This is a genomic window from Planococcus sp. MSAK28401 (genome assembly GCF_018283455.1).
Classification (GTDB): domain Bacteria; phylum Bacillota; class Bacilli; order Bacillales_A; family Planococcaceae; genus Planococcus; species Planococcus alpniumensis.
Map to the genome: position 1 here is coordinate 114,251 of NZ_JAAMTH010000009.1, position 25,247 is coordinate 139,497.

25 protein-coding genes are annotated in these 25,247 nt (G+C 39.3%); 11 read left to right on the forward strand and 14 right to left on the reverse strand.

Translation table 11 applies throughout. The annotated features are described in order from the left end of the window. The first annotated feature begins 9 nt into the window (after positions 1-9). The 8 genes from G3255_RS19355 (at position 10) to G3255_RS19390 (ending at position 12,500) form a co-directional block, all read left to right on the forward strand. Entirely contained in the window at positions 10-975 is a 966-nt protein-coding gene (locus tag G3255_RS19355) for a TIR domain-containing protein (protein ID WP_211656236.1), read from the forward strand. A 406-nt stretch (positions 976-1,381) separates the two neighbouring features. Then, on the forward strand, positions 1,382-1,744 hold the full coding sequence (locus tag G3255_RS19360) for a pilin (RefSeq protein WP_211656237.1): 363 nt from the start codon (positions 1,382-1,384) through the stop codon (positions 1,742-1,744). An 84-nt stretch (positions 1,745-1,828) separates the two neighbouring features. Continuing rightward, entirely contained in the window at positions 1,829-2,158 is a 330-nt protein-coding gene (locus G3255_RS19365) for a PrgI family protein (RefSeq protein WP_211656238.1), read from the forward strand. After that, a complete protein-coding gene (locus G3255_RS19370) occupies positions 2,155-3,048 on the forward strand; it encodes a hypothetical protein (protein ID WP_211656239.1) in 894 nt (297 codons plus the stop codon). Before G3255_RS19365 ends, G3255_RS19370 begins: the two co-directional genes overlap by 4 nt. 29 nt (positions 3,049-3,077) lie before the next feature. Beyond that, complete coding sequence (locus tag G3255_RS19375; RefSeq protein ID WP_211656240.1) at positions 3,078-5,162, forward strand: VirB4 family type IV secretion system protein; 2,085 nt, start codon at positions 3,078-3,080, stop codon at positions 5,160-5,162. Between the two features lie 15 nt (positions 5,163-5,177). Continuing rightward, positions 5,178-9,674: a TrbL/VirB6 family protein gene (locus G3255_RS19380; protein WP_211656241.1), complete on the forward strand. Its 4,497-nt coding sequence runs from the start codon at positions 5,178-5,180 to the stop codon at positions 9,672-9,674. Between the two features lie 7 nt (positions 9,675-9,681). Continuing rightward, positions 9,682-11,619, forward strand: coding sequence for a peptidoglycan DD-metalloendopeptidase family protein (locus G3255_RS19385; protein ID WP_211656242.1), 1,938 nt, complete (start codon positions 9,682-9,684; stop codon positions 11,617-11,619). 179 nt (positions 11,620-11,798) lie between these two features. Continuing rightward, the gene (locus G3255_RS19390) at positions 11,799-12,500 is read left to right on the forward strand and encodes a hypothetical protein (protein WP_211656243.1); all 702 of its coding nucleotides are present in this window, start codon (positions 11,799-11,801) and stop codon (positions 12,498-12,500) included. Positions 12,501-12,537: 37 nt separating this feature from the next. On the opposite strand, the gene G3255_RS19395 is transcribed toward G3255_RS19390, so the two are convergent. After that, a complete protein-coding gene (locus G3255_RS19395) occupies positions 12,538-13,125 on the reverse strand; it encodes a hypothetical protein (protein ID WP_211656244.1) in 588 nt (195 codons plus the stop codon). Then, positions 13,122-14,354, reverse strand: a complete 1,233-nt coding sequence (locus tag G3255_RS19400) for a hypothetical protein (protein WP_211656245.1) — start codon at positions 14,352-14,354, stop codon at positions 13,122-13,124. Before G3255_RS19400 ends, G3255_RS19395 begins: the two co-directional genes overlap by 4 nt. A 610-nt stretch (positions 14,355-14,964) precedes the next feature. Between G3255_RS19400 and G3255_RS19405 the strand changes: the two genes are divergently transcribed. Then, on the forward strand, positions 14,965-15,216 hold the full coding sequence (locus tag G3255_RS19405; protein ID WP_211656246.1) for an AbrB/MazE/SpoVT family DNA-binding domain-containing protein: 252 nt from the start codon (positions 14,965-14,967) through the stop codon (positions 15,214-15,216). Positions 15,217-15,268: 52 nt separating this feature from the next. On the opposite strand, the gene G3255_RS19410 is transcribed toward G3255_RS19405, so the two are convergent. Further along, complete coding sequence (locus G3255_RS19410; protein WP_211656247.1) at positions 15,269-15,544, reverse strand: AbrB/MazE/SpoVT family DNA-binding domain-containing protein; 276 nt, start codon at positions 15,542-15,544, stop codon at positions 15,269-15,271. Positions 15,545-15,922: 378 nt separating this feature from the next. Here G3255_RS19410 and G3255_RS19415 point away from each other — a divergent pair, with 378 nt between their 5' ends. Both G3255_RS19415 and G3255_RS19420 read left to right on the forward strand, forming a co-directional pair. Then, on the forward strand, positions 15,923-16,519 hold the full coding sequence (locus G3255_RS19415; protein WP_211656248.1) for a restriction endonuclease: 597 nt from the start codon (positions 15,923-15,925) through the stop codon (positions 16,517-16,519). Between the two features lie 70 nt (positions 16,520-16,589). Continuing rightward, positions 16,590-17,153: a hypothetical protein gene (locus tag G3255_RS19420; RefSeq protein WP_211656249.1), complete on the forward strand. Its 564-nt coding sequence runs from the start codon at positions 16,590-16,592 to the stop codon at positions 17,151-17,153. Positions 17,154-17,277: 124 nt separating this feature from the next. On the opposite strand, the gene xerS is transcribed toward G3255_RS19420, so the two are convergent. The 11 genes from xerS to radC all read right to left on the reverse strand — a co-directional run bounded on the left by xerS (position 17,278) and on the right by radC (position 25,215). Then, positions 17,278-18,396, reverse strand: coding sequence for a tyrosine recombinase XerS (gene xerS / locus G3255_RS19425; protein WP_211656250.1), 1,119 nt, complete (start codon positions 18,394-18,396; stop codon positions 17,278-17,280). A 73-nt stretch (positions 18,397-18,469) separates the two neighbouring features. Continuing rightward, positions 18,470-20,089 (reverse strand): hypothetical protein, encoded by a 1,620-nt coding sequence (locus G3255_RS19430; RefSeq protein ID WP_211656251.1) that lies wholly within the window; start codon positions 20,087-20,089, stop codon positions 18,470-18,472. A 13-nt stretch (positions 20,090-20,102) separates the two neighbouring features. After that, a complete protein-coding gene (locus G3255_RS19435; protein WP_211656252.1) occupies positions 20,103-20,696 on the reverse strand; it encodes a DUF6037 family protein in 594 nt (197 codons plus the stop codon). Between the two features lie 136 nt (positions 20,697-20,832). Beyond that, positions 20,833-21,084: a hypothetical protein gene (locus tag G3255_RS19440; RefSeq protein ID WP_211656253.1), complete on the reverse strand. Its 252-nt coding sequence runs from the start codon at positions 21,082-21,084 to the stop codon at positions 20,833-20,835. 20 nt (positions 21,085-21,104) lie between these two features. Continuing rightward, entirely contained in the window at positions 21,105-21,614 is a 510-nt protein-coding gene (locus G3255_RS19445) for a hypothetical protein (protein WP_211656254.1), read from the reverse strand. Between the two features lie 62 nt (positions 21,615-21,676). Then, positions 21,677-22,219 carry a hypothetical protein gene (locus tag G3255_RS19450; protein WP_211656255.1) on the reverse strand — a complete coding sequence of 181 codons (543 nt, stop codon included), beginning with the start codon at positions 22,217-22,219 and terminating at the stop codon, positions 21,677-21,679. Positions 22,220-22,468: 249 nt separating this feature from the next. Beyond that, positions 22,469-22,882: a hypothetical protein gene (locus tag G3255_RS19455; RefSeq protein ID WP_211656256.1), complete on the reverse strand. Its 414-nt coding sequence runs from the start codon at positions 22,880-22,882 to the stop codon at positions 22,469-22,471. Further along, positions 22,879-23,238: a hypothetical protein gene (locus G3255_RS19460; protein WP_211656257.1), complete on the reverse strand. Its 360-nt coding sequence runs from the start codon at positions 23,236-23,238 to the stop codon at positions 22,879-22,881. The genes G3255_RS19455 and G3255_RS19460 overlap by 4 nt, the downstream gene beginning before the upstream one ends. A gap of 71 nt (positions 23,239-23,309) precedes the next feature. Continuing rightward, positions 23,310-23,672 (reverse strand): hypothetical protein, encoded by a 363-nt coding sequence (locus G3255_RS19465; RefSeq protein WP_211656258.1) that lies wholly within the window; start codon positions 23,670-23,672, stop codon positions 23,310-23,312. 264 nt (positions 23,673-23,936) lie between these two features. Beyond that, positions 23,937-24,437: a hypothetical protein gene (locus tag G3255_RS19470; RefSeq protein WP_211656259.1), complete on the reverse strand. Its 501-nt coding sequence runs from the start codon at positions 24,435-24,437 to the stop codon at positions 23,937-23,939. Between the two features lie 124 nt (positions 24,438-24,561). Next, positions 24,562-25,215: a RadC family protein gene (gene radC, locus G3255_RS19475; RefSeq protein WP_249222408.1), complete on the reverse strand. Its 654-nt coding sequence runs from the start codon at positions 25,213-25,215 to the stop codon at positions 24,562-24,564. Positions 25,216-25,247: the final 32 nt, after the last annotated feature.

Sequence of the window (25,247 nt, forward strand, 5' to 3'; positions counted from 1 at the left end):
AATTTTCTAATGTTTAGCACAATTAGTGATGTCAAAAACAAAATTATTGAAAATAGCAGAGAGAAGACGACCTATCTGCACCCAATTGAGAGCCCTGAAGAAGTAGCAAAATTAATTGTTGCATACTCGAATAGTGACGGTGGAGACCTGGTCTTTGGAATACGAGATGATGGTAAGAGGCTAGAAGTGAAAAGCTTTCCTTTTAAATATGATTTGCAGAGTGTTCTAGAGCTGATAGAGGGAACGATAGATATTCAGAGTGCAAAATTTAATCTAAATGACGCTAAACTTTTTTATATTTCTATCAATAAAGCAGACGAATTAGTAAAGGTAAATAAAACGATATATAGAATTGATAATTGTGGTCGTGCAGAGGAAATTAAGAATCAAAAAATATTTATCTCATATTGTTGGAGTGATCAAGCTTTTGCCGATTTAATTGATAACGATTTTAAAACTATGGGGTATAGTTTGACTAGAGACATTCGAGATATTGAGTTTAAAGATAGTATCAAAGATTTTATGAAAACTATTGGAAAACACGATTTTGTGATTAGTATAGTTAGTGACAATTATTTAAAGTCTGTAAATTGCATGTACGAGATATCAGAAGTTATGCGTTCTAGAGAGTATAAAGAGAAAATGTTATTAATAATATTGAAAGAATCAGATAGGAAATTTCTACCTTCACCTGTAGAGGTAACTTCTGTATTTGCAACTAACATATATTCTTTGGAACAGCGTATTGACTATATATCATATTGGGAAGAAAAAGAGGCAGCTTATTTAAAAATGATTCGAAAAATAACACAAGATACTAATAAAATTGAAGCTTTGCAGGAGTTAAAAAGGATTGAGAATATCTCGAGAAATGTTAGTGAGTTTTTATCAGAGATAAGTGATTGGAGTAATACTAATCTCAGTGAGCTTAAAGCATCTAACTACTCCGCTTTCACAAAAGAAATTAATAAATAGCCAACTCGAATCCATATAAATTTACAAACTTCTTTTACGAAACAAAAAGACAATATTGACGAGTTCAATGTCCAAAAGTAAAAGATCTTTTAAAAAAAATTAAAAAAGTGGTGTACGAAGTGATTATCGCCTTATGCACTGCTTTTTTAGTTTCTAAAAATGAAGAAAGGAAGAATGCTAAAAAAGTAACAACAATGGATCTATACATTTTATTATGGAAAATATTTTAAAAAGCCATTGCGGTAATTTTTAGAATTGGGTATGATAAGAGTAATTAAATGACAAGTCAATGGGAGCACCCCACTGTAAACACGACTTCGCACTGCTGTGCGCAAGTTTATCGTGTTTAGAGTGGGGTTTTTTCGTTTTTCTGGAGAAATTCCGCAAATCACTCGGAGGTGGGAACATGAAGAAAGGTGCTTCAAAACTCAAGGTTTCATTAATGGCTGCACTGGCCACAACCGCTTTTATGGCAACGTCAGCATCAGCCAACGTATCCAATGCACTGAACCAAGCAGGCATCAGTGATACAGGGAGCACAGACGGTCTATTTGAAGATCTACAGAAAGTCGTTTACTTGATCATGGGGCTAGGTGGTCTTTGGGGAGTTGCTTGTATCGTTGTAGGAGCCATTTTACTTTCAGGTAGCGCAGGTAACCCTCAAAAACGTGCAACGGGCATGGGGGCTCTAGGCTTTGCAATTGCTGGTATCTTTGTCATCTACAAAGCATACGACATCGCTGGCTGGGCTACAGGAATTGGTAGTTAACCAAGTCCTATACCCTGAGCAAAAACACCTTCATTTGAATAGATGAGGGTGTTTTTATTCTTTATACGGAGGGAGTCAATATAAATGAGAGTTGCTAAAGTACCGGTCGATATGTCCAGTGAACAGAAAGAAATCATGGGAGTTATTTCAAAACGACAGCTGATCTATTTGGTCGTTGGAGGCATTCTTTTATACACCTACGTTCCATTTGTATATTTACTGTTCGCAAAAATCTCATGGTTTATCGGAGCGGTAGCTGCAATGATCAGCGCCACGCCGGTAATCTTCTCTATAATATTTCTCGGTTTTGTAAAAGTCGGTAAGCATAACATGAATCGCGATACTTACTATTGGATCGTGCTTCAAAGAAAAACTCAATACGGAAGCTGGAGAAAGGGGCGTTTAGAAGAATGAAAGACCTTTTGTTCTTAGTAATTTTACTGCTTGTTATGTACATCATCGCAAAGATAGCGATGAAAGAACCTATCCTACCCTGGAAAGAATCTAAAAAAGGCAATCAAAAATACAAAGGTAAAGTGAATAAGAAAAAGCAAAAAAACGATGATGAGGAGGAAGTCGAAGCCAATCCATTTAAAGACTTTTTCCCAAATCTAGTAGGAATAGAAAACCACATGATTGTTCAACACGGAAATGTATTTTCAATTATGGCCGAAGTTCAACCCGTGAACTACTTCCTTATGAATCCGGAAGAGCAAGAAGGCGTAGATGCTGTTTTTGAAACCTGGTTGGCGCAAGTGAATAGCGTTCGCTGGTACTTGCAAAACCGCTTCGTAGATTTAACGGATCCGATTGAAGAAATTCAAAGAACCATGCAGGAAGAGGACGACTTAAATCCGCTGGCTCGCGAATACGGAGAAAACTTAATTCGCGACTTGCAAGATTGGCAGACTTCTACTCCGAGATATGAAACGAAGCGATTCATGATTTTTGATTACACGATTGATGAAAAAGACATTAAAGCCGAGACACAGGAAGAACTTGAAGAAAAGATTGTTGAAAAAGCCTTTAGTGAGCTTCATCGACGTGTTACTGCTGCTCAAATGCAATTACGAAAAGCGAATATTGAAGTGCAACTGCTCACGACTGACGGAATTTCAGAAGTGATGTACTACCAGTTCAATAGAAGAAAGGCGTTAAAAAATCGGTACAAAAACTTTGAAGAGAAAGAAAAGTTATCTCTATATGTAACAGCCGATCAAAGCGATTCGAAAATAATGGCGGTAAAAGGTGAAATAGAGCAAGCAGAAGAGGCAGCGAAAGTAGCTAAGGAAAAAGCTAGTTAAACCTATTTGGAGAAGGGAGTTATCACACGATGAAAAAGAAGAAATTCGGAAGAAAGAACAAACAAAATGAAGCGGACGTGTTGGAAGAAACACCAATTGATGAAAAGAAACTTCCAATCAATCAAGTCCCGGACATTTGGGATGTGATGTCACCGGAAGGACTTTCAATTAAACGTACATCAGATGATATGGGAATTATAAAGCAATCACTTGGAACACAAACGTTTTTCCGTCCTTTCTATGTGACGCGAGAAGGCTTCCCGAGAAAGATGCAAACTAATTGGCTATACGCCCTTACTTCAAGCGGAGAAATCGATTTAATGATTCATGTTAATAAAGTAGCTAAAAATGAAGCGATACGAATGCTGCAAAAGCAAAACACCATCATCAAATCGAACTTGCAGTTTCAGCTGAAACGGGGAAATCAAGACTCGGTTATGGACAATCGCACAAAAATTGCTGATACGGAAATGTTGATGGAGGAAATTCAGTTCAGTGACAATGACGCTTTCAATGTAGCGATTACAGGGACGGTATATGGAGATAGTGAGCGAGAGCTTAATAAGTACAGTGAATATATCGAGGATGAAATGAGCTCCAAGTTTTTCACGCTTGCTTCAACGTGGGGAAGAGTGAAGAAAGGATTTCGAAGTGTATCTCCAATTGCTCTCAATGAAATCCACGATGCAAACCGAAACTTAGATCGTCGAGCGCTAGCAACCTTTTCTCCTTTTATTAGCGGAAGCGGAAAATTTAATGGCGGTGTACCACTTGGAAAAAATCGAATCACAGGACAAAAAGAATTCTATAATGCGTTCGGTACTCCAGAAAACCGGCCAGAAAACTACAATATGTGCATCTTCGGCATATCAGGGTCCGGAAAATCACTCGGACTTAAATTGCTATTGTCGAGAGAAACGACCGGAGCAGCTGTCTATTCAAGACTAATTGATGTAGAAGGCGAGTTTAACAAAATCGTCAAACGATTAGGTGGAGCGGTGGTCAACCTGTCAGAAGAAAGCACCACTCGAATTAATCCATTAGCAATGAATGTTTCAAACGTTCCGATCGAGGACAATCAGGACGATGAGGAACTGGAACTTTTAGAAAATGCGGATCAACGAGAAATCATCGAAAAGAATGGAAAGAAATACATTTCATTTGTTCCGATTCGCGAAAAAATTAATGAAGGTCTAGACTTCTTCGACATCATTTGCCGAGGGAAAAACCAAGAAAAAGACGGGCTTACAGTATTTGAACAAAACTACATTGAGGAAGCTTTGAAATCCATCTATGACAAGCTGGGTTATTCTACACACCCTTCATCTTTATATGAAGAAGTGCCGAAAGAAGTAAACGGCATGATCATTCAATCAAAGGTTAGAAAGGCAGAACCGACCATCAGTGATGTTTATCAATATCTCACTGAACACTTTGGTGATAAAGGAAACTGCGAGCGTTTACTAGCAGCTATCAGACCATTTTTACGTGATGGCTCTAAGCCGATTTTCGATGGCCAAACGTACTTAGGCGAAGAGGATGTTGACTTACACGGCGCAAGGCTAGTTAGTTTCAACATTTCTCAGATGGAAGAAGGGTTCCTGCGGCCAATCGCTTATCACGTCATTCTTAACTACATTTGGGAATACTTCGTGAAGAACGTCGATAACGAAGAGAAAAAGAAAATCATCTATGCCGATGAATTCTGGACGATGGTTGATAACGAACAAACAGTTTCATTTGCAGAAAAAGTTGCTCGCCGAGCGCGGAAACGTAATGCCGGCCTAAGAGTCGCTTCACAAGATGTGCAACGAATTCTAGAATCTCCAAAAGCACGAGCTGTTATTCAAAACTCTCATACAACGCTTTTCTTAAAGCAGAATCGAATTGACTTGAAATTGATTGCGGAAAACTTTGATTTATCGCAAGGAGAGCTAGATACCTTGTTCCAGAATCCGGATAAGGGTGAGGGGATTTTAAGAACAGGTCGCTCATCTGTATGGCTTCAAACCGATCCATCGAAAGATGAAATTGTGTTCATCGAGAGCAACACGGCCCATGTCGAAATGCATCGAAAGCGAAAAGAGTTTAGTAAAGAGACATATTACAGTTGAGGGGAGGCTTTGTAGATGTTTGACATGGTAAGTGAAAAGTTAATTCAGATTCTTGAAGAATCTTTACTATGGATGTTCGAAAGCTTTATTTCCCCTTTTGCTGATTTGCGCTTGATCACTACATTGATTTTCGGAAGAGATGAGGATTTAAGCTCGGTTTGGGGAACGTTCCGGCCAGACGAATTAGCTCTTGCATTAGGACCGGTGTATTACACCGTAATGGGCTTAGCGGGCATTGTGCTTTTATCCCTAATTGCGGTCAATGGCGCAAGGATTAGTTCATCTGGAAGAAACCCACAGACACGAAACGTTCTAACAGATTTTCTAAAAGATTTACTTTTTGTAGGAATCGTTCTACTGAATCTCCCTGTTATATATGATCTGCTCTTTGCGATCAATATGAATATAGTGGATTTGTTTTCATCCGTTTACGACACAGAAGAAGTAACTCGTTTTTCGAGTTCATATGAGGATATGTCAGGTGCTGCAGGTTCGAGCATAGGAACACTAGGGCTGATCTTCGTATTTTTGATACTCACTGGGTTAACGTTGTGGGCGAATCTTTATTACTTGATGAGAAAAGTGACGTTAATCATTTTGATGGCTCTTGGACCGCTCATGGTGGTGATGTGGTTACTGCCACAATTTAAGAATCTAACAGGAGCTTGGTTCCGCGAATTGATAGGCTCAATTTTTGTTCAGGCAGTACATGCTTTTGTTTTCTTCACTATAGCCACAGTATCTTCAGCAGATTCTAGTTTCATTGGAACAGTCATGGTATACGTGCTATTCATTCCTATCACTGAAAGTATCCGCCGTTTGCTAAGCGTGGGTGGAGATATGCAAGGTGGACTAGCGAAAACAGGTGCTATGTTCGGCATGGCAGGACTAGCGGGTATGGCAGGCTCTATAAAAGGGGCAATGAATGATAAGAGCGTCATGGGAGCTATTCAAGAAGCATACAAAGGCGGTTCCGGTGCTATGAAAGGAAAAAGTAAATCCGGAGAAGATACCGAAAATGGTGCGGACAGCTTGAAAAATACCCTCGGTGCAAACGCTGGTAGTGATGTTGGCTCTGATACTAAAGCAGAAAAAATGTTGAAAACCGGAGATATATTCTCGAAAGGCGGCAAAGCGGTCATGGGAATGGCCGGTTCTGTTGCCGGTATGGGATTAGGTCCGGTCGGCGCAATGGCCGGTGCTACGGCAGGTTTTGCAGCTGGAGGTGCGCTTGGTGGGGTTACCGGTAGAGCGGGAGCAGCATTAGCTCAAGGAGCCGCTTCTCGATTAGAGAAAGGGAAAGAAGCCGCTTCCGGAGTTCCAAAAGAGGGTTCGGCTGAGTTTGCTGATGCTGTAGCAGATACAGAAACAGCTAACTGGGCAAAAGAAAATAAAGACTCCATCATGGCGGATTTGAAAGAGCGATTCCCTAACGCAAGTCCAGCAGATTTGGACAAGAAATTTGATGGCATACAAAAAGAGAAAAGAGCCGGCTTCTATCAAGGGGCCCAGGCTAACTTCAAAGAAGCCAATGCAAATGCGAAGAATGATGCACTTGGTAAAGATCTCGCAAACTCTTCCGCTCTTGCACTTGCTGACAAATGGGGAGAAAACAACCAGCAAGATTTCTTCGATCAGTATGACCAGGAACAACCTCAAAAGGCTGGCGAATCGAGAGGTAACTACCAGGCACGAAGAATGAATGCATTTAATGACAAAAAGGCTGAAATGCGCGGAAAGTTCCATGATGCCGGAATTGAAGCGCTAAATGGTAAAGGGCTAGACGAGCCAATGTCCAAAGAAACGTTTTTGAAAAATCTTGCACCAGCTGCGAGTAAACTGGCCGGCGTAACTAATCAAGATGGTTATTCAAATGCGATTAGAGGTGCAATTGATGATACGCAAGCCAATAGCAACAAGTTTGCTGCCAAAGATTTAGCAAATGCTTCTTCGACAGCATTAACAAATAATTGGGCAAAGCAAAACAAAGATAATTTCATGAATGATTTCGAAAAAGAGAATCCTAGACAGGCATCAGAATCTGAATCTGATTATCAATCACGAAAGAATACGGCCTTTAATAACAAAAAAGCTGATATGCAAAAAGCATTTTATGGAGCGGCAGTTGAATCTGCTGGGGGCGAAAGTGCTCTTGAATCCAAAATTGAGCCAAAAGCGTTTAGCGATCGTTTAGCTGCCAACGTTCAAAAAGTAGAAGGCGTTTCCCAACAGAGCGGATATTCGGAGGCAGTTGCTGGCGCGATTAAAACAACGCAAGCGAATGATGGCAAAGCCCCTGCGAAAGATTTAGCAAATGCATCTTCTGAAGCTTTAACGAATAACTGGGCTAAGCAAAATAAAGGTGCGTTCATGAGCAACTATGAACAAGCGAATCCACAACTAGAAAATGAAAGTGATTCAGCTTACCAAACACGTAAAAATACCGCTTTTAACTCGAAGAAGGCAGATATGCAAAAGGCTTTCTACGGAGCGGCAGTCACTTCAGTTGGCGGTGAAAATGCTTTAGAGACAAGCATTGAACCAAAAGCATTTAGCGAACGTCTTGCCACGAATATTCAAAAAGTAGAAGGCGTATCTCAACAATCTAGTTACAACGATGCGATCAAAGGAGCTATCCCTGTTGGGCGCGCGAACGGTGGAAAAGTGATTGCAAAAGATTTAGCGAACAATTCTGCGGCCGCTCTCACAGGGAATTGGGAACAGCAAAACAAAGAATCCTTCATGAACGATTATGCAACCCAGAATCCTCAAGCAGAAGGTGAATCGAACGTTGCCTTTCAACAAAGAGGTGCAAAAGCATTCGCAACTAAGAAGGCATCAATACAGAAAGCTTTCTACGGGGCAGCAGTCCAATCTGTAGGTGATGAAGCTAACCTAGAAAATGCTATATCTCCAGATGAATTCTCTAAGAACCTAAGCGGCAATATTCAAAAGGTTGAGGGTGTCGGAAACGAATATCAAACTGCAATGACAAATGCAGTAAACAACCTATCAGGTATGCAAATGACATCGCAAAAGGGTCAACCGAATATTCCGTATCTAGCGAGTGGAATGGCGAATGCAGCTGTTAAAAAACAGGAAAACGCTTATGTGGCTGATCAAGTTGCACAAGGAGTTACACCATCGTCTGCGGTTTCTGATTGGGATAACAATCACGCTATGCCAGCCTATCAAAAAGCGGTCGATACCTATAACGATTCCTTATCGGGCATTAGTAACATGAAGTCACTAAATCAGGCTTCAGGGCCGATGGGCAATATTGGACAATCTGTAGGGCGTAAGATTTCACAGGGGGCTGCATTTACTGGGGCTGCAACCGGAATAAGTGGCTTTGCAAAAGGTGTCACAGACTTAAAAGAAGCGACTGTAAAAGGCACAACAGCAATAGGAACAAACATGGTTAACAGCGTTTATAACGAGGAAGGGAACAAATTGGCTAATGGCTTTAAAGCAATTGGTCCGTCAATAAAAGCAGGACATTCAGAAGCCATTCAAACATTGGCCGATGCAAACGGCGGAGCGGTAAATGCACAAGCGGCAGTCAGCAACAACTTAGGATATGGCGCTGCAATCGTTGCGGGAGCGGGTGGATATCGAGCCGGCAAACGTATGGCGAATAAGTTATCTCCATACAAGTCAGCTGTCCAAGAATCAATTTCGTCTCCAAGCGAAGTCATGCAAATGGCTCAAACTATCACGGATGATCGAGGCAATACGCAAATCGCTCCTGGAGCTGTTAGACAGGTTATTACTCCTGAAGAATCTTACATCGAAGTGAAAACCAATAGCGGAGAAAATCGGGTGGTTTCTCGTAAAGGGGCTGGTCATCCAGGACTGCGCAAAGGAGAAGCAGTATATCAAGATCTCCAAATGCAAGATGACTCGCTGGTAGTAAGCAAACCTAAGGGCTCACAGACAAGCAGTTATCGCTTAGATAGTGGTGGCGGTAGAATCCCATCCAATGTGTCTGTTCAACAAAATCCGAATAGCTTACTAGGTACAGGGCAGACGAATTCACGACATACACCTATCAGTAAGAAAAATGTTCCGCTCTTTAACCAACACGTCGATTCAGGAAGCTTCTATGTTGAAGATATGGCTCAAGCTGGATTGGAAAATGTGCAAGTAGTTGTAGAGAAGGATCGTCAGTTTGTAACTGCTCAAAAAGAGGGCAAGACTTTTCGGGTGTCGCCAGTATATGCCGGTGACAGTCGATTAGGAACAAACGAATCTCGTACAATTCCGATGCAAATATCGAATAACAAAATTAAGCCAAACATTGCTAAAGGCTCGAATGTGGCAGTTGATTCCTATGTAGCAGGAAGTGATATTCCTGAAGACTATTACACATCAAACAGTTTGGGAGGAATGTTCCCGAACAATGATTATTCGAATATGATACCTAACAAACAAATGGAACGAGTACGACGGACACAGCAAAAACGCTCGAACTTAGACTCTGTAAGAAGAAAACAAGGCATATTGGGGTGAGGACTGAATGAGAATAGCAGGTGAACAAAAAGCTCAAGAAGAATCCGCCCTGAAGCGAGGCGCCAAAAACGTTGCGAAGAAACAAGCGAAAAAGCTTGGCAAAAAGGCGCTGAAAAAGTACGGCAAAGTCGCAGCAAAAGCTGCGGCAAAGGCCGGCCTTGCAGGAATAAAGGCTGTTATTTCTTTCCTAATTGGCTTGGGAGCTCCAGTAATTCTTACGATCATTGGCGTGTTGCTATTTATCGTCTTGGTCCTTGTAGCTACATCCATGCTATTTTCATGGGGAGAGAGTACAGATCTTGAATCGGATGCTTACGAATTGAAAGAGTACATCGAGCAGGCATCTTACAATTCGATTGATCAATCAAAAATCGAACAACGCCCTTATCAAGTTCCACCTGAATTAATTGTTTCTGCAATGCAAATTTATGAAGCAAACAGCGAAAAGAGTGCTTCATCAAAAGAAGCGGTCGATTTATTCGTAGAAGCTTTAAAACCAACGTTTAACTATACAGTAAGAGAAGGTTATGTTGAATCTGAACAAACAACGTGTAAAAAAGGTGAATGCGATACAGTCAAAAACAAAATACCATTTGAAATGAATTTGTTTACTTCTGTACAAGCATGGGACCGAACGATGGAAATAGATAATACAGCTCACTATAACGATTGGCAAGAATCGGTGCTTCATAAGACGGATTACGAAAAAACACCAGTCAAAGATGAAGATGGAAACATCATCCCTGGCGAGTATTGGTGGAAGCCGATTCCTTATACGATTACTACAAAATCCCGCTCACAAACCTTTGTATCGACTCCTGCTGAAACAATGGATTATTCCTATTTTGATACGGTTCTGCGCGGTGAACCTTTCAATTATGGACAAACAGACATCCAAATGGTTGAAGCGATTTATATGGCCACTGGGGGCGATATTCGCTATTCAGAATGGGCATCAGGTAATTCCTTCATTGGATTCGATGGAACGGTCGTACCCGGCAGCAGCATACCGACAGAGTTTATGGAAGTCTATCTTGCTGCAGAAAAAGCTTATAGCGTGGAATGGTATTATCTGGCCGCTTTTCATTATGTAGAGACGGCTTTCAGTACACACCCCACGATGATCTCATCGGCCGGTGCAGTAGGTCATATGCAGTTTCTTCCTTGTACATGGGTTGGGTGGGGATACCCGGGATGTAACGGGAACGGTTCATTCCAAATACCTGAGAAAGACATGAACGATCCCATCATTATTCAAAAATACGGCGGTTACGGAATTGACGCTGATAAAAACGGCAAGGCAAGTCCATGGGAGATAAAAGATGCCATCTTTGCAACCGCTCGCTATATGAACGCAATGGGATGGCAACGGGGTAAAGATGCGGCGATTTTCAATTACAACCGGAGTCACGCCTATGTCGACAAGATTAATGAATATGCGAACAAGTTTAAGTCTGAAGCAACTTTAAAACCTGCTGATGGTGAAATTCCAAAACTGGTACCAGGCTCCTTTATGCGGCCGACAATCGGTAGAAATTCGTCCCCTTATGGTCCGCGTTCTTTAGGGTCACGGAGTTTCCATTACGGGATGGATATTGCAAGTACAACCGCTCCTCCGGTAGTAGCAGTTGCAAATGGAGTAGTCACTCGTTCAGTCACAGGATGCCCGCAAAACGGACGGTTAGGAAGTACGTGCGGTGGCGGATGGGGCAATCACTTGTGGGTTAAATTCAATGTTGGTGGCAGAACCTACGAAGCGGTTTATGCCCATTTGTCCAGAGTGGCCGTATCCCAGGGTCAAACAGTTACACAGGGACAAATGCTCGGAAACATGGGGAACAGCGGAAGTTCAACCGGAATGCATTTACATTTCGAATTACACTCACCAGCAAGGACGGGAAATAGCAATGCGCTAAATCCGGCTCTTTACATTCCAATGAATTGATCAATATATTGAAATCTGTTTAAAAAAGGGGTGATCGCATGAGAAGTCTTACATTAAACCAATGGGCGCTAGTTTCTCTCCCTGTAATCTTTGGGGGCATGGGAGTTATGCTGGCAATGACATCGATTCAATAATATGGCTGACTCTATAAAGGAGTCGGTCAGTGAAGAAGGTGACACATGACAAACATCTCCATGAAACGTTGGTTCATACTCTTTGGCTGCGGAGTCGTAGTTCTCCTTTTAATCATTTGGTTTGTCTACTCTTCCGCACCTAAAGAAACAGAAGTTAAAACTGTAAAGTTAGAAGAGTCGCTGGAAGAAATCGAAAGTACAGTAGAAGCGACTCAAAAGGCAAATGATTTTGTGTTAAGTAAAGTACCCGATTCCAGTGTGTTTTTAAAATTCCATTTATCCAGCAATGAAAACGTTCATGAAGAGCATGAGGAGCACGATGAAGACGTGCTCGAGCACTCCTTCAATCACGAACACGAAAAAGTGACTAGGGAAGATCGCCAGACAGCCGCTCTTGAAATGTTTTACGGAGCAGTGACTACTGAAAGCAGTACCTATTTAACTTCAGCTTTAACGCCTGAAAGTTTTCAGAGTATATGGGAGGATGAAATGGACTTTGAAGTCCGTGAGCAGGTGATAACAGCTTTTTTAAGAGAAATGAACGGAGCGGGGTCTTTAGTTTCAATGGAGTACACATTGAATGTCGATAAGTTCGATCATGCAAAGGACAGCGGAACAATTATTTTAACGTATGCGGATAAATCAACTATGCAAGTTCCATTTTCCTTTGTAACGATAGGCGAAGGGGATCACAAGATTACGCAAATAGATCTAAGCGACTTTTTAGAATCTAGAAGCAGCTCATAGGAATACAAAAAGACGCCCTCAAGGGGGCGTCTTACTTTTAACTATAAATGTGTTCAATCATACCTTTCCAAGAACCAAAATGGACGATGATCAAACTAGCAGAAGGTGCAGACTTTTCATTCTTAGCTAGCTCTCTCCATTCACGTATTGTGGGAGGCGTTGTTGGATAGTAGTCTTTAATGATTTGTATAAGCAATTCCTTCGAATACACTCTGCGATATCCCGTAAGTTCATGTATTTCTTCGTCCGACAATCGTTTGAACAAAACTGTATAATTGGGCAGCTTGTGCTCTTTCGCATATTTATCCCATTCTAACTTTGTGGTTAGGCGGTGGCCATGCTCCTTCAATATGCTGATAACTGTTTCTTTATTATATTTAACCGGCCTATGCCGCTCATTTACACGTTCTGTTCCAATTGATTCTTTAACGGCGTTCCAGGATCCAAATTTCTTTATAAGCGTTTGGGAGTGAGGCAAGTTATTTTCCTTTCGATACTCGTTCCACTCGCGCGCGGATGTTAAAAATTCTTTATGTTCTTGAAGAAGTTCAATATAATGTGTCAATTCTGGTTGGGCATTACTTCTTTTGCCCTGTTCTTTATTTTTGTCGCTTTCGGTATTCATTTACTCACTCTCCACTTATATCCATTGTTGTTCAAGTGCTGAAATGCAGTAGCCAGCTGACCGGAGAACAAGTCTTTGTATGTTGCTAGATTTCCCCACGTTTTCGCAAACGGGTCTTGCGTTGGTTTTGGTTCGATGCCCTGTGATTTCACAATTTCATTTAACAAAAGCGTATTCAAATTAACACGATTCAAAAGCTCTTGCACGTCTTTGCGTTCGTTTACAGCTTGAATAGTTCGATAAAAATTTAGTTGGTCCTTTATGTGAAACTTTTCATATGTCTTATCGCCATCCACTAAAGTCAAAGGAGTGATGACCGCATTTTCGACTGGCGACAGATAAGAGCGTTCTAGGGTATTAATAACTTCTAATTCTAAGCTAGGGAAGACATGATGATCGGCATCCGGAAACTCTGTTTTAAAAAGATGCAAAGCATTGAGTAACACTTCCTCGTCTTCAAAGCGTTCACTAAACAAAGGAGATACCATGACAGGGAGCGGGTTAGGGAGTACCATAGAAAATTTGCCTGTTTCACGGTTAAAAGCGATGATGCTATCACGATGCTTATCTAATTGAGGTTCAATGTTTCGAGCATAGCTACCCCACTGAAAATAGTGGCTTACTTCAACGTCTGTAGCATCAGGGCCACATAGGGTTCCCGTAACTAGGGAGCGTCTAAAGCCTTTCATTTCTTTAGTTGTTTCAGTGAGTTCATCGACGTTAGGAGCTCTATTGTAAATTTCCAGCCATCTCATATAGTGCTCGTTCTTCTTCATTTCTAGGTCCTGTCTAAGCTGTTCGCTTTTTGTTGGCTTCTTGGGAGCGTCTTGTTTCTTTTTCCAGAAGTAGCCGTAAATTAGTACAGGTACGATTATAATAGGAAAAAGAATAATACCAATCAAGGTCATGCCTACTTTGGAAGAAATGAAAGAAGAAATTAGCAAGCCAATAAAAACTGTTGCAAAGCACAGAATGGCATACGCAAAGATTAAGAGAATAATCATTGAAGATATGTTGAACATAGTAACGTGTGAGGATTCAGAGATAAAACCCAATCGATCAGCAAAACCGACCAACCCGCTCCAATTTAAAACAGGGTATATCCAATCTTCCCATTTCCATACCGCAACAAAAGTTAGAATTAGAGCAAGTAGCCCAGCGAGTCCTGCGCTCTTTTGTCCATCATATTGCTGTTTAGCTCCCAAAAACCATAGTAGATCACTTAACATGACGCTCACCTCCGAATTAATAACGTTATATACTCATATTGTAACACTTTTATTTTTTTCGGTCAATATGTCAAATGCTAGGTGTGTGTTTTAAAAACTAACTGTTTAAAGAGAAAGGATCTATACATATGAAAATTATTAGTTACTTAATAGCGCTATCGAGAACACATTTAAGCTATTGGTTCATTTACTTAGCTATTTTGGTTGCTGCACCGTTCCTGGTTATCTTATTGCTCTTTGTGGGGCAGGCGATCGAATATAATACGAATAATACTCAATTAGCCGTTCTAAGCATGAGTTTTCTATTTGTAGCTATTTTGAGTTTTCCTTTACTGATTCCAAACGTGGCGATTACGAGAAGGTCGAATCTGATATGCAGCAAGCGAAAAAGATTACTTTTGATTTCAGGGAATCAATTGCTTAGTATACTCATATTCTTCGTAATTGGAACGTTACTCTTCGGTTTATAACCGAAGCCTTTAAAATTAAATACAGGCGTTCTGCTTTCTCCAGATTAACTATGGCCAACTTCCTTTTAAATAGTTTTTTTCTTGTGATATCATCGTAAAAAGAGTATAAGACAGCTCATTAATAATAAGGGGGGAACAACATGCATACAAAAAGAATCAACAACTTGGGACGTGTCGTGATTCCGAAAGAGCTATTAGAAATGTTTGAGCTAAAAGAGGGTAACCTCGTCGATATTACATACACTGATCGTCAGATTATACTCGAGCCTCATCGACAGAGACATGTCTGTGCCATAACTGGAGAAGTGGCTAATGAAGCTATTCGAATTGGTGAAGCGTGGTTTAGTAGAGAAGGCTTAAAGCACGTAATAAAATATATGAGTGACGAATGAAAGCGTACCTGGCATTGTTTAATTAGCCGGGTACGCTTTTGTAAAGAGCGCTTTACTTTTTCAGTGCGTTTTGTATTTCTTCAAGAAGGATAGCTGCTCCTTTGGGGCTTAGGCAAAGTCCGTCCACATATTCAAAGTTCTCCTCCGTAATTTCTCCGGTAATCGCACACGCTTTTTCTATCTCATATTTCCTTATAATGATTCGGTCATCCTCTAAAAAGATTTCAATTGGTTCTCCAGCGGCCATGCCAAGTGTTCTCCTTATATCAATGGGGGTTATGATGCGTCCGAGGTGGTCTACTTTTCTAAGAATTCCTGTGCTTTCCATGTTCTATCTCCTCTAAGTTAAGTTACGTATATTATAGCTAATTTTGAATATTCGCAACGGTTGTTATAAAAAATAATAGTTTATCAAAGCTTTGAGCGATTCTATTTTTTCGTAGTGATTGTAAAATATGGTACAGGAAGTTATTTTTGAAGCTCTACATGCAAAGACACGAAAGTTTTATTGTCGTGTCTTTTTTTGTGGGAAGGGAAAAAGTAAGTATCCATAATAGTTATAAATCGTTTTATCGTTACTAAAATACTCAATACAAAACCCTCATTCTTTCATGAGTGCTTATTATTTGATTGTAAGTAATTTTAATGCTAATATTATCATAGTTAACAATGAGCAACAAATTATGAAATGAGGAGATGAATCGTTATGAAGAAAAAAATCTGGCTAGTTCGCCCCCTTCCACATTTTGGTGATCATTTGGAAACGTTTTTAAAAGAAAATATCGTCGCAGTAGGCTATCCATTAGGAATGGACTTAGCTGATGCAGATTACGAAGAAATACGTACTTTGTTACAGGAAAAAGGTTGGGAAGAAGGCCTCAGCAATGTCAACATTTTAGTGAACGAAATGTCAGTGGGCGATATTGTAATTGTTCCATCGAGTAATAAAAAAGATATTTATATCGGTGAAATCGCCTCCGATTATATTTATGTTTCTGCATTAGATAAAGATATTCCTGAAGTTTCAGGTTATCCTCACCAACGTAACGTTTCCTGGTATTTTGAGAAAAAACCATATTTACGCAATGATTTACCAGAAGCTCTTAAAGGTTCACTTAGGTATCCACGTGCGGTCGCTGATGTAACCAAACACTATGAAATTGTAGAGCAAATCTTACAAGGTGGTCCTAGTCAGCAGATACCTGAAATAGAGAAACGTGCTTTGCAAGTAGTCGAAGAATTGCTTGAGAGTAAAGAGGAATCGATTCGGTTAAAAGCTGCCGAAATCATCTTAACTCGATAATTTCTCTAATCGAATTAGTGGTTGATAGAGAAGAAAACGTGTTTCTAATTTCATATTAAGAAGAGAAGGGATGATTATTACAATGAGGTCTGAACTGAAAGAAACTTATAAATGGTATGAAGAAGGTAATGGGGAATTCTTTATCCGAGAACATACAAATGTTAGTGATTACGTTAGAAAGCACTTAAAGGGTAATGGCACAAAAGAAGTTTCAGGAGTATATATGATAAGTTATGAAATAATAGCTAGTGGCGCCCGTATACCAGTAGCTATTGGAGAGAGTCGCCAAATGGGAGTTCGATTTATACAGCATATGAAAAAATTAAATGAAGAAGGAGAATTGCTTTGGGGTATAAGTCCATCTGTAATGAAAGAAAAGGGTATTAAAATATCAATAGAAATCATAGAAGACAACATCTTAAATGAAACCGATAGAAAAAAGAAAGAAGCTGAATTGATAACAACGCGTAACCCTATTCTTCAAGCAAAGTATGATAAACATTACCCTCGTGATAAGGCTGAAAAGAGGGGGACTACATGGGTAAAAAGAGATGATATTAGACCCGATCAATACATTAAAAAACCTCTACGGAAGGAAAGGGTTAATGATGAATTGAGTATGCTTGTTCGTTAGGATAATACTCAAGTTGAAAAATAGCATATCTATAATTTACTTATGTCTAGAATAGTAACAAGAAAGATATTATGTTAATCAGTAATGAGGAGAAAGGGCAACCTATACGGATTGCCCTTTCTCCTCATTCTATATTTTCAGATTTCGTGCTATTCATTCGTCTTAAAATAGCCCGTTGTTCCTCTTGAGAGAGGTTAGTATACAAAGCTGTAGTTTCAATTGAATTATGTCCTAATTGGTCTCGAAGGGCGATAAGTGAGCCGCCGCTGTCTAAAAACCCTTTTGCAAAAGAGTGGCGCATTTTGTGCGGACTCATTTGTCTCCCGTTCGTAAATGCCATCGTGTATTTCTTTACGATTTTTTCAATCGTTTCAACGGTAATGGGGTTTGCTGTGCCGCGATATTTAGTCAAAAACAAAAAGTGATTCTTCGGTTCCGGTTTATACAATGTTTCCCGCTCCGCTAAATAGTTTTTGATATCGGTCATGGCACTTTCGGTAATGCTGATGGTATCGAGTTTGTTCCCTTTACGGAGGGCCCGTATATCACCATGTACCATGTCCAGATCAGTGACCAGCAACCCGGCTGTTTCGTCGACACGAGCGCCGCTCCCGAGCAGGAGAGAGAGGATGGCGATATCGCGAAGTCGATTATGCTCAAACCTTGCTGCTTGGCGTGAGGTAAGTGATTTCACGTAATCGGTCCGCACAAACTCTAAAAATTCCTCACGTTCGTTACCATTTAACATATTGGCACTGATTCGTTTGGAGCGGGTAGCGGCAGATTCCGTGCTTTTGGGAGACTTAATTTTGGACATAACGTTACGGTAAAAGTAACACTCGCCCTCATCGTCTTCACTTTCTTGGGTGAGGTAATTAAATAATGATTTTAATGATTGGATAAAGCGTGTCGTGCTTTCTCTGGATCTAGTCACATATACGTTTTCGCGTTTTTGAATCTTCTCTTCCATTAGCATTTCGATAAACATTTCAATATCTTTCTTTTTAAGGGACTCCAGGACGCTAAAGGGGATAGCTGCATTGCTATCAGCAACTGTAAAGCCTTCTTGTCTTAACCAGTCGAAGAAGCGTTTAAAATCGTGCAGATAGCCGCTCAATGTGCGAGGGGAGAGGGAAGCCCGTTTCTTTGCTCGGACATACTCGACAACGTAAAAAGGCATATCTTGAATGGCTTTTTCAATATGCTGTTCGGCAATGATGGTTTTTCGTGTTGGAGCGGGCATTAAATCACTTCCTTGCTAATTCATTATGGTCAAAGATGGTCAAACTTTACGCTAAATAGAATTTTAGCGCATATTAAGGAGGACCAAAAAATGTCTCTGTAATAGCTGCGTTCGCTGTATTGAGAACTTCGTTAAAAAATTTTGTTAGTTCATTTGTATGGAATTCGCTATGAAATTCGTAATAGGAAAGGTATTCGTTATTAGCCTTTTTTGACTCGATATAACTAAAAACAGAGGAATCATTCTGACTTATTACTGAAGCAAGAATTTCTAAGTCCGACAAACCTACATAATCTATAATTTTTACATGAGAGTGTAATTCAAGTTTTAACTGTTCGAGCATTTGATTGTACGATGGTAATTTAGGAAAGGACTGCATCGAAACTGAAATAATTGTGACTTGTTCTACTTGCTCAAACTTCCCTGACTTATGCTGGAGTGCAGCTTTATATGCATCATTGGCTTGTCTTATTGCTTCTGAAGCGTATATTTTGAATTTATCATTTCCTTTTTTTCGATCTGCAGATACTTTTGTTTCTTTTAGTATTCTCCCGCTTTTGCACTCTACTATCAATAAGGACTTTCCAAGTTTAACAAAAGCATCGGACGACCAATCATTTGTTTTATCTTTGAGTAAAAATTCATTTATATACTGATAGTTAAGTTTTTCGGATTCTCCAACAGATGACTGTAAAACTCTTTGAACATATTTCTCGAAAATTTCACCGAAAAATTGGGGGAAATCCTTTTTATTATTTTTGCAAGCCGTATCGATTTTAAAATAAAGCCCATCAAATAAGGCTTGTTGGATAAAAGCATCCGAAATAGGAATTATAAATTCATTGACCTTCAATAAAGGAGTTTTCAGTAATTGCTCATAATCATATGGATTATTGAGGGTCTTTTTCGCCCAATTTCTTAGTAAATCAATGTTTGTAGATAGTTCTTCTGTTATTTTTAAAGCAGTATCCTTCATTTGAGATTCGTTAAAGTACATCGAAGGCTTTATACCCCATGGACGAAAACTCGTAAGGTTTTCTAATGTTACTCCCTGTACTACAAGTTGCTCTAATGAAAAGACAGTGCTGACGTATTGTTTTATAGAATAACCATACTCTCTTTCAAAAATAGAGTGGATGTCGATGTAGCTATTGGAGTCTTCTGCTTTTCTAGCAATATCCTCGAACATTAGATGTTGTCTAATTATTCCTTGATCCATTTCTCCAGGAAGACTAAATAGAGAGGCTTTCAAAATTTGATCTTCAATATTGATATCATTAGTATTATCGGTTTCGGCCTCTATTAAATCAGCAATTTTTAAAATTGTAGTTAACAAATTATCTAGTTTTGATTGACCAGTAGTGAAGGCATACTTCGGATTTTCAGTTCCATAAGCGAGAAACCATTTGAAGCTATATAACACAGTAATTAGGACGACTGGTTCTGTATTGCGTACAAAAAATTGATTCCTCATTTGTGGACCTAAATACTCCATCAATTTTCTTTTTCCTTCTTCATCCAGTACGGAAAATTTAGCCAAAATAATTAAAGCTTCTGATAATTCGAAACGCTGTATATCAGCTATTATTTCTTCTTTAGAAGCCTTGCGGTTAAATAATTGAGAATAGGTAAGCCATGTACTCATGTAGTTATATCGGGAGGCAAAGTGTCTTTTTTGAAAAGAATTGTCCAATAAGGTTTCCTCCTTATGTTTTCTTTTTAGTATTTTTCCAGAATGATGTAACCATTTTTTCGTCGGTACTCTTATCAGACCATTGAGAACTCATATTGTGTTTCTTACACATTTTATATGCTTCTTCATCTAATAAGGCACGTGTTTTCTCTAAGTTTGACTCTTGTACTTTCTCACCTCTTAGGTCGTTATCCCACCATCCCTTAAAATAAATTTTTTCTGGTTGGTTAACATGGCTGCGGTAGGGTGCTATTTCATGAGGCAATGGCACATCCTTTAAGCAGACTTTCGAAGGGATCCCTATATTAATACTCTCAAAGAATTTTTTTGGACTATAGGGGTTATTCTTATCGTATTTCAATCCAAGTATTTTGCATATTTCTCCATATTTATCTCCAAGATAAGGACGAATTGTAAACTCCGAACTAACTGGGATCTCGAAATAAAGGTTTTTGTCTCTTACTCCGATTGCCAGTTTATAAGGAATAGAATCAATAAAAAAAATATTATTAAAAATAATACCGTTGATCTTGGATTGAAATTTAGCTTTTTTAATTTGTTGTTTTTTCATATTTGAATGTAATAATTTCAAATTAGGTAAAATCACATTTAACTACCTCCAAAATAGTAAAAGGGCTAACAAGAAACCTTATAGTAACTATCCATCTTTATATTACCATTCGCATACATATAGTAAAAACTCCCTCTACAAAACAAGTAGGGGAGCGTGTAGAAAGTCCATTTCATTTAAAGTCAAAAGAACTTTCAACTGGATAGAGTGATTTAATACGGCATTTTTGAATCATATCCAAAGTTTCTGTCTCAGACAGAGATTCTTGAAATGTATGTGACTTATTGTCTTCGGTGATAATAATATCACCAGTAATAAAGGCGATTTTTTCACGATCAATTTTTTTAAAAGCTGCATTTAACTTTGCTATTTCGTAATCATTGAGTTTTTCTCTATTCACCGCATACTTTTCCGGTTCTTCCATAGTAATCATTCCTCCCTCTCTTACGAATTTTTGCGTCCCATTTTACCCTCGAAAATGGCGGGAATTCGGGGCTCTTTTACGATTCTATATATTTCAAAACTGAGCTTTTCAAGATCAATTAGCTTTAGGGCAGGAGGTTCTTCCTGTTGGCCCGCACCGCGTATTAAATCGACTACAGATAAGTTATACCAAAATGCTGAACCTCGCTCTTTGAAGTCTTTTCCTCGAAGCAGAACATGAAGGATATTCCCATCTTTTCTATATATTATTGTATCACTAGGACTGTCTTCAGCAGTCATCAATTCGTAATTTTCCAGAGGAATCATATCTTCTATCAGGAATGCACCATCAGTTAATTCTTTGGTTATAATCGCCTCGCAATTCCCTGCGAAGCCCTTTTCTGCTTGGGCAATGGCGTCCATCATCGTCTTGCTGCTGATATGATAATGACTAATTCCATACTTGGAATTCGGATCATACTTATCTCCGTTGGATTTAGTGTTATTCATAGTAACACGAAAAATCGGCATTTAATTCTCCTCCCACTATTAGACATCGTGGCTTAGAAGTAGGGGCAGGGCTAAGTTTGTGATTAAGTGAAATGATAAGGTTCGTCTCTAATAAACCGCCCCGCTTCATCTCTTGTGAGCTTCTTGCTCTTCTTTTCTCCAACAAAATGAACGATTACTTTATCTCGTAAACCTTTTCCAATAATCACAGGAGCGGGGCCAAAATCGGTCATGATATAACCAGCTACACCAGCCGTCCAAACCTCGTGCTGTTTGTCTTCTGCATTACGACTTTTACGTACTTTTTTAAACGCACAATCAGAAGGTTTAAACAAAACGGGAGAACCGCTTACTAACTGACCATTTGCTAAGGAAACATTAATCATCTGTTTATTTACTTCATAAACGATTCCTGGCACGCCATCAAGACTTTCTACAACTTGGCCTGCATAAACAGTGTCGATATTTGCCGGTGCAGCAGCGCTTACACTATATGAATGTACTTCTAGCTGTTCACTATGCATTTGTTCGTTGAAAATGTTTCTGGCGTTCTGAAGTAATTCGTCCGGCGAGTCTCCAACTGTCTGAATGTGCACTGGTTTGAACCTTAATGTTACAGTCTTCATTTGATCACTCCTTTTCCAACTTTTATTTTTAGCTAAATTAGTATTTAGCGTAAACTTAAATATTAAAATGTTTGAGTTCCTTCAACAGAACCTTTGCCCTCTTCTCTGCTGGATGGAACTCATAATAGTTCTTCATTAACATTTGGGACCGAGTTAACTTCGATGCAAGATTGAGTGAATCTCGGAAAGTGTACACTGTTATTCCGGTTAGTATGGAATCTTTGACTTGAATAGTCCGTTTGGCAGCTGCTAATCATTTTCACGATGACTCAATTCTTTTAAGAAAACATCGAAGTCTTCCTCTAAGTTATGTTCTTTCAAGAACCAGTTAATTGCCTTTAGTTGTTCAAGTTCTTGCTGATCACTCTTTAAGGTATCAATCAAACAGTTTAGGCATTTCACTTCTAGATTTTCCGAATATGGTTTAATTACATATTGCTCTGATCGTGTTATGCGAGTCAGCAAGCCACAAGAATTGCACGGATACTCTTCTTCTGTTTGCTCCAGTCGCTGCGTTAACTCCGCAAAGCGCATTTCGCTTAAAAGAAGTTCCAGTTCCTCGACATCAATTGACAAGTAAGTTTTTTTCAGCTGCTTTGCCTCGGCAACTTCTTTTTCTAAGGCATTTGTAAGAAACATCGAATAAAGTGAGAGTTTTTTCATGAAAAAAAGTCCTTTGCTCCATTTTTTAGGCCATTTTTATCGAAGGCTTTAACGTTAACAACTAATATGCCATTCCTTCTAAATAATAGACCATGCTTTGCCAACAAATTAAAGTTTTTCGATAGGATATAATGCGTTGAATCGGTTGTTTGTTCTAATTCTTTAATTGTCCCAAAGACTACTCCCTGACTATCGGCTAACTGTAGCAATCTTTTTAGAATCAAAGAAAACTTCTTGTGCGGTTTCTCATTCTTAATGTTCTTCAGATAGCACTTCCATAATTGAGTGATTTCTTCAATCTGCTGGTTGTCGAGTTGAGAGTAATCATCGGACTTTTCCCACTTCTGCGAAACCATTGCCGCCCCTCCTTATAAATTAATAATATAACGTTATCACATCATATTATTAAACGTCAACTGTTTATATTTTAATAAGACATTGATAGGTTTTTCCAATGCGTTTGAAATTCGGTTTCATAGTCAGCAAGCCATTCCATCAATAGGGACATTAAAGTGTTATGGTAAAATTGCTTTTCTTTTTTGCTTGTAATATTTCCGTATGGGACCTCAATCGGATCAAATAACCGTAGTTTTTCGGATGCCGGAAATCTTGTCGTTACTAGCTCTGGTAAAATTTTTGTACCTAGCCATTTTTTATGTGTAATAGGAGCAATGTATTGAGGAAATTTTTCTAGCTTATAAGACAAATATTCCTCAAAATCTTTAGTCGTTGGTTTGATGCAGAAAAAATCAGTTCCTTTTTCTGTGTATGTCTCTATGTAATAGCGCATTGTCTTTCCTCCTAATGGACTCATTTATTAGTATCGACTTAAATATTATTATTTTAAGATGACATTAGTATCACCTTGCTTATATGCCCCCAAAAAAAGAGGGAGCACCCCTCACATCTGCATAACAGCAGGAAATGAGGGGTGCTCCCTTGTATTTTAAATTCATTTTCAATATACCATTTTCTTACTACTTACTCAAGACATTAACACTAGCCTTTGTATTATTTTGGGAATCATTCTTGCGTCTTAATGAATCTCGATAACTCAATATACTTGAGACATTTCCTCACCGGATGGGATATAGCAAGAATCATACCATGCTGGTCTCCCATCAAATTCAAAGAGTTCGGATTTACCTTTCAATAGCTTGCGATATGCCCGCTGGAAAGTATAAAGGTGTCCATCTCTCCGCTTCTCTTCTGCGTAAAATTGAGCAGCTGATAATCGGGCAAATGGTGTCAAATCTTCAAAAGTGAAGACGTGAATACCGAAATCATCCAGCTGGATGGAATCGTATTCGTCCTCTTCATCATCATCCACCGAGTCTAGGCATACATAGTAACTCGACATATCTTCATCACCTTGCCAAATAGCGTAATCATATACCTCATTGGTTCTTAGATCTTGCAACTTCAGGATTCCGGCCTCCATAAAATCAGGGTTATCGATTCTCCAATCTACGACCTTAAATGATTGTTCTTCCGTTTGGTGGTAAATCATTTCATTCGTTTTAACTTGTAGTGTCTCATTCGCAATTTTTCTCATATAAATCTTCCTCTCAATAGTAGATTTTTAAATAAAAAACCTTCAAACGGAAGGAGCGGCATGGGATTTCCCCTGTTTGCTCACTTCGTTTAAAGGTTGGTCTCGTACTTTAATATACTTATATTCACATGAAGCCTTTCTCTTTTAAGCTAGTGTAGTTACCATTGCCGATGATGCAATGATCGAGAACCAATATTCCCATTAGCTCCCCGCATTCAACTAACCTCTTAGTAACTTCAACATCTTGAGGTGATGGATAGCAATTACCGCTTGGATGTGTGTGAAGGAGCACTATATTGGCTGCAGAATGTTTAAGGCCGGCGCGAAAAATATCGCGTGGTTCACATACTGCAGAACTAAGCCCTCCAATAAAAACGGTCTCTTTATGAATCACTTGGTTTTTGGTATTCAAGTACAAAGCTACGAAATGCTCCTGATTGATACCCGATAACTCGTCCATCATATACATTGCTGCATCTTTAGGGGATCTAATAGAAAAAGTGCTCTCTTTGCGGCTCGTATTTTTTAATGTACGAGCCATTAGACAACCTGCGTGAACAGTTTGTGATTGACCTTTGGTAAGTCCTAGCTCCTGCAATTCGGAAATAGTCATATCAACTAACGTTTTAATTCCGAATGCTGCTAGTTTACCTGTTAACTCTGGAGTAGATTTGGGTCCAATCAGTACAGCTAAAATGCTTTGCAATTCTACTGATGGAATACCTCCTGTTGCCTCATAAGTCGTTACTGCCTCTCTTGCTTCCTTGATATAATTCATTAAAAACACACCCTTCCCTAATGGTTTTAACC

Bases quoted from the DNA above. Each gene is read 5' to 3' on its own strand.
- G3255_RS19355 (WP_211656236.1), top strand. From the start codon at position 10: ATGTTTAGCACAATTAGTGATGTCAAAAACAAAATTATTGAAAATAGC.
- G3255_RS19360 (WP_211656237.1), top strand. From the start codon at position 1,382: ATGAAGAAAGGTGCTTCAAAACTCAAGGTTTCATTAATGGCTGCACTG.
- G3255_RS19365 (WP_211656238.1), top strand. From the start codon at position 1,829: ATGAGAGTTGCTAAAGTACCGGTCGATATGTCCAGTGAACAGAAAGAA.
- G3255_RS19370 (WP_211656239.1), top strand. From the start codon at position 2,155: ATGAAAGACCTTTTGTTCTTAGTAATTTTACTGCTTGTTATGTACATC.
- G3255_RS19375 (WP_211656240.1), top strand. From the start codon at position 3,078: ATGAAAAAGAAGAAATTCGGAAGAAAGAACAAACAAAATGAAGCGGAC.
- G3255_RS19380 (WP_211656241.1), top strand. From the start codon at position 5,178: ATGTTTGACATGGTAAGTGAAAAGTTAATTCAGATTCTTGAAGAATCT.
- G3255_RS19385 (WP_211656242.1), top strand. From the start codon at position 9,682: ATGAGAATAGCAGGTGAACAAAAAGCTCAAGAAGAATCCGCCCTGAAG.
- G3255_RS19390 (WP_211656243.1), top strand. From the start codon at position 11,799: ATGACAAACATCTCCATGAAACGTTGGTTCATACTCTTTGGCTGCGGA.
- G3255_RS19395 (WP_211656244.1), bottom strand. From the start codon at position 13,125: ATGAATACCGAAAGCGACAAAAATAAAGAACAGGGCAAAAGAAGTAAT.
- G3255_RS19400 (WP_211656245.1), bottom strand. From the start codon at position 14,354: ATGTTAAGTGATCTACTATGGTTTTTGGGAGCTAAACAGCAATATGAT.
- G3255_RS19405 (WP_211656246.1), top strand. From the start codon at position 14,965: ATGCATACAAAAAGAATCAACAACTTGGGACGTGTCGTGATTCCGAAA.
- G3255_RS19410 (WP_211656247.1), bottom strand. From the start codon at position 15,544: ATGGAAAGCACAGGAATTCTTAGAAAAGTAGACCACCTCGGACGCATC.
- G3255_RS19415 (WP_211656248.1), top strand. From the start codon at position 15,923: ATGAAGAAAAAAATCTGGCTAGTTCGCCCCCTTCCACATTTTGGTGAT.
- G3255_RS19420 (WP_211656249.1), top strand. From the start codon at position 16,590: ATGATTATTACAATGAGGTCTGAACTGAAAGAAACTTATAAATGGTAT.
- xerS (WP_211656250.1), bottom strand. From the start codon at position 18,396: ATGCCCGCTCCAACACGAAAAACCATCATTGCCGAACAGCATATTGAA.
- G3255_RS19440 (WP_211656253.1), bottom strand. From the start codon at position 21,084: ATGGAAGAACCGGAAAAGTATGCGGTGAATAGAGAAAAACTCAATGAT.
- G3255_RS19445 (WP_211656254.1), bottom strand. From the start codon at position 21,614: ATGCCGATTTTTCGTGTTACTATGAATAACACTAAATCCAACGGAGAT.
- G3255_RS19450 (WP_211656255.1), bottom strand. From the start codon at position 22,219: ATGAAGACTGTAACATTAAGGTTCAAACCAGTGCACATTCAGACAGTT.
- G3255_RS19455 (WP_211656256.1), bottom strand. From the start codon at position 22,882: ATGAAAAAACTCTCACTTTATTCGATGTTTCTTACAAATGCCTTAGAA.
- G3255_RS19460 (WP_211656257.1), bottom strand. From the start codon at position 23,238: ATGGTTTCGCAGAAGTGGGAAAAGTCCGATGATTACTCTCAACTCGAC.
- G3255_RS19465 (WP_211656258.1), bottom strand. From the start codon at position 23,672: ATGCGCTATTACATAGAGACATACACAGAAAAAGGAACTGATTTTTTC.
- G3255_RS19470 (WP_211656259.1), bottom strand. From the start codon at position 24,437: ATGAGAAAAATTGCGAATGAGACACTACAAGTTAAAACGAATGAAATG.
- radC (WP_249222408.1), bottom strand. From the start codon at position 25,215: ATGAATTATATCAAGGAAGCAAGAGAGGCAGTAACGACTTATGAGGCA.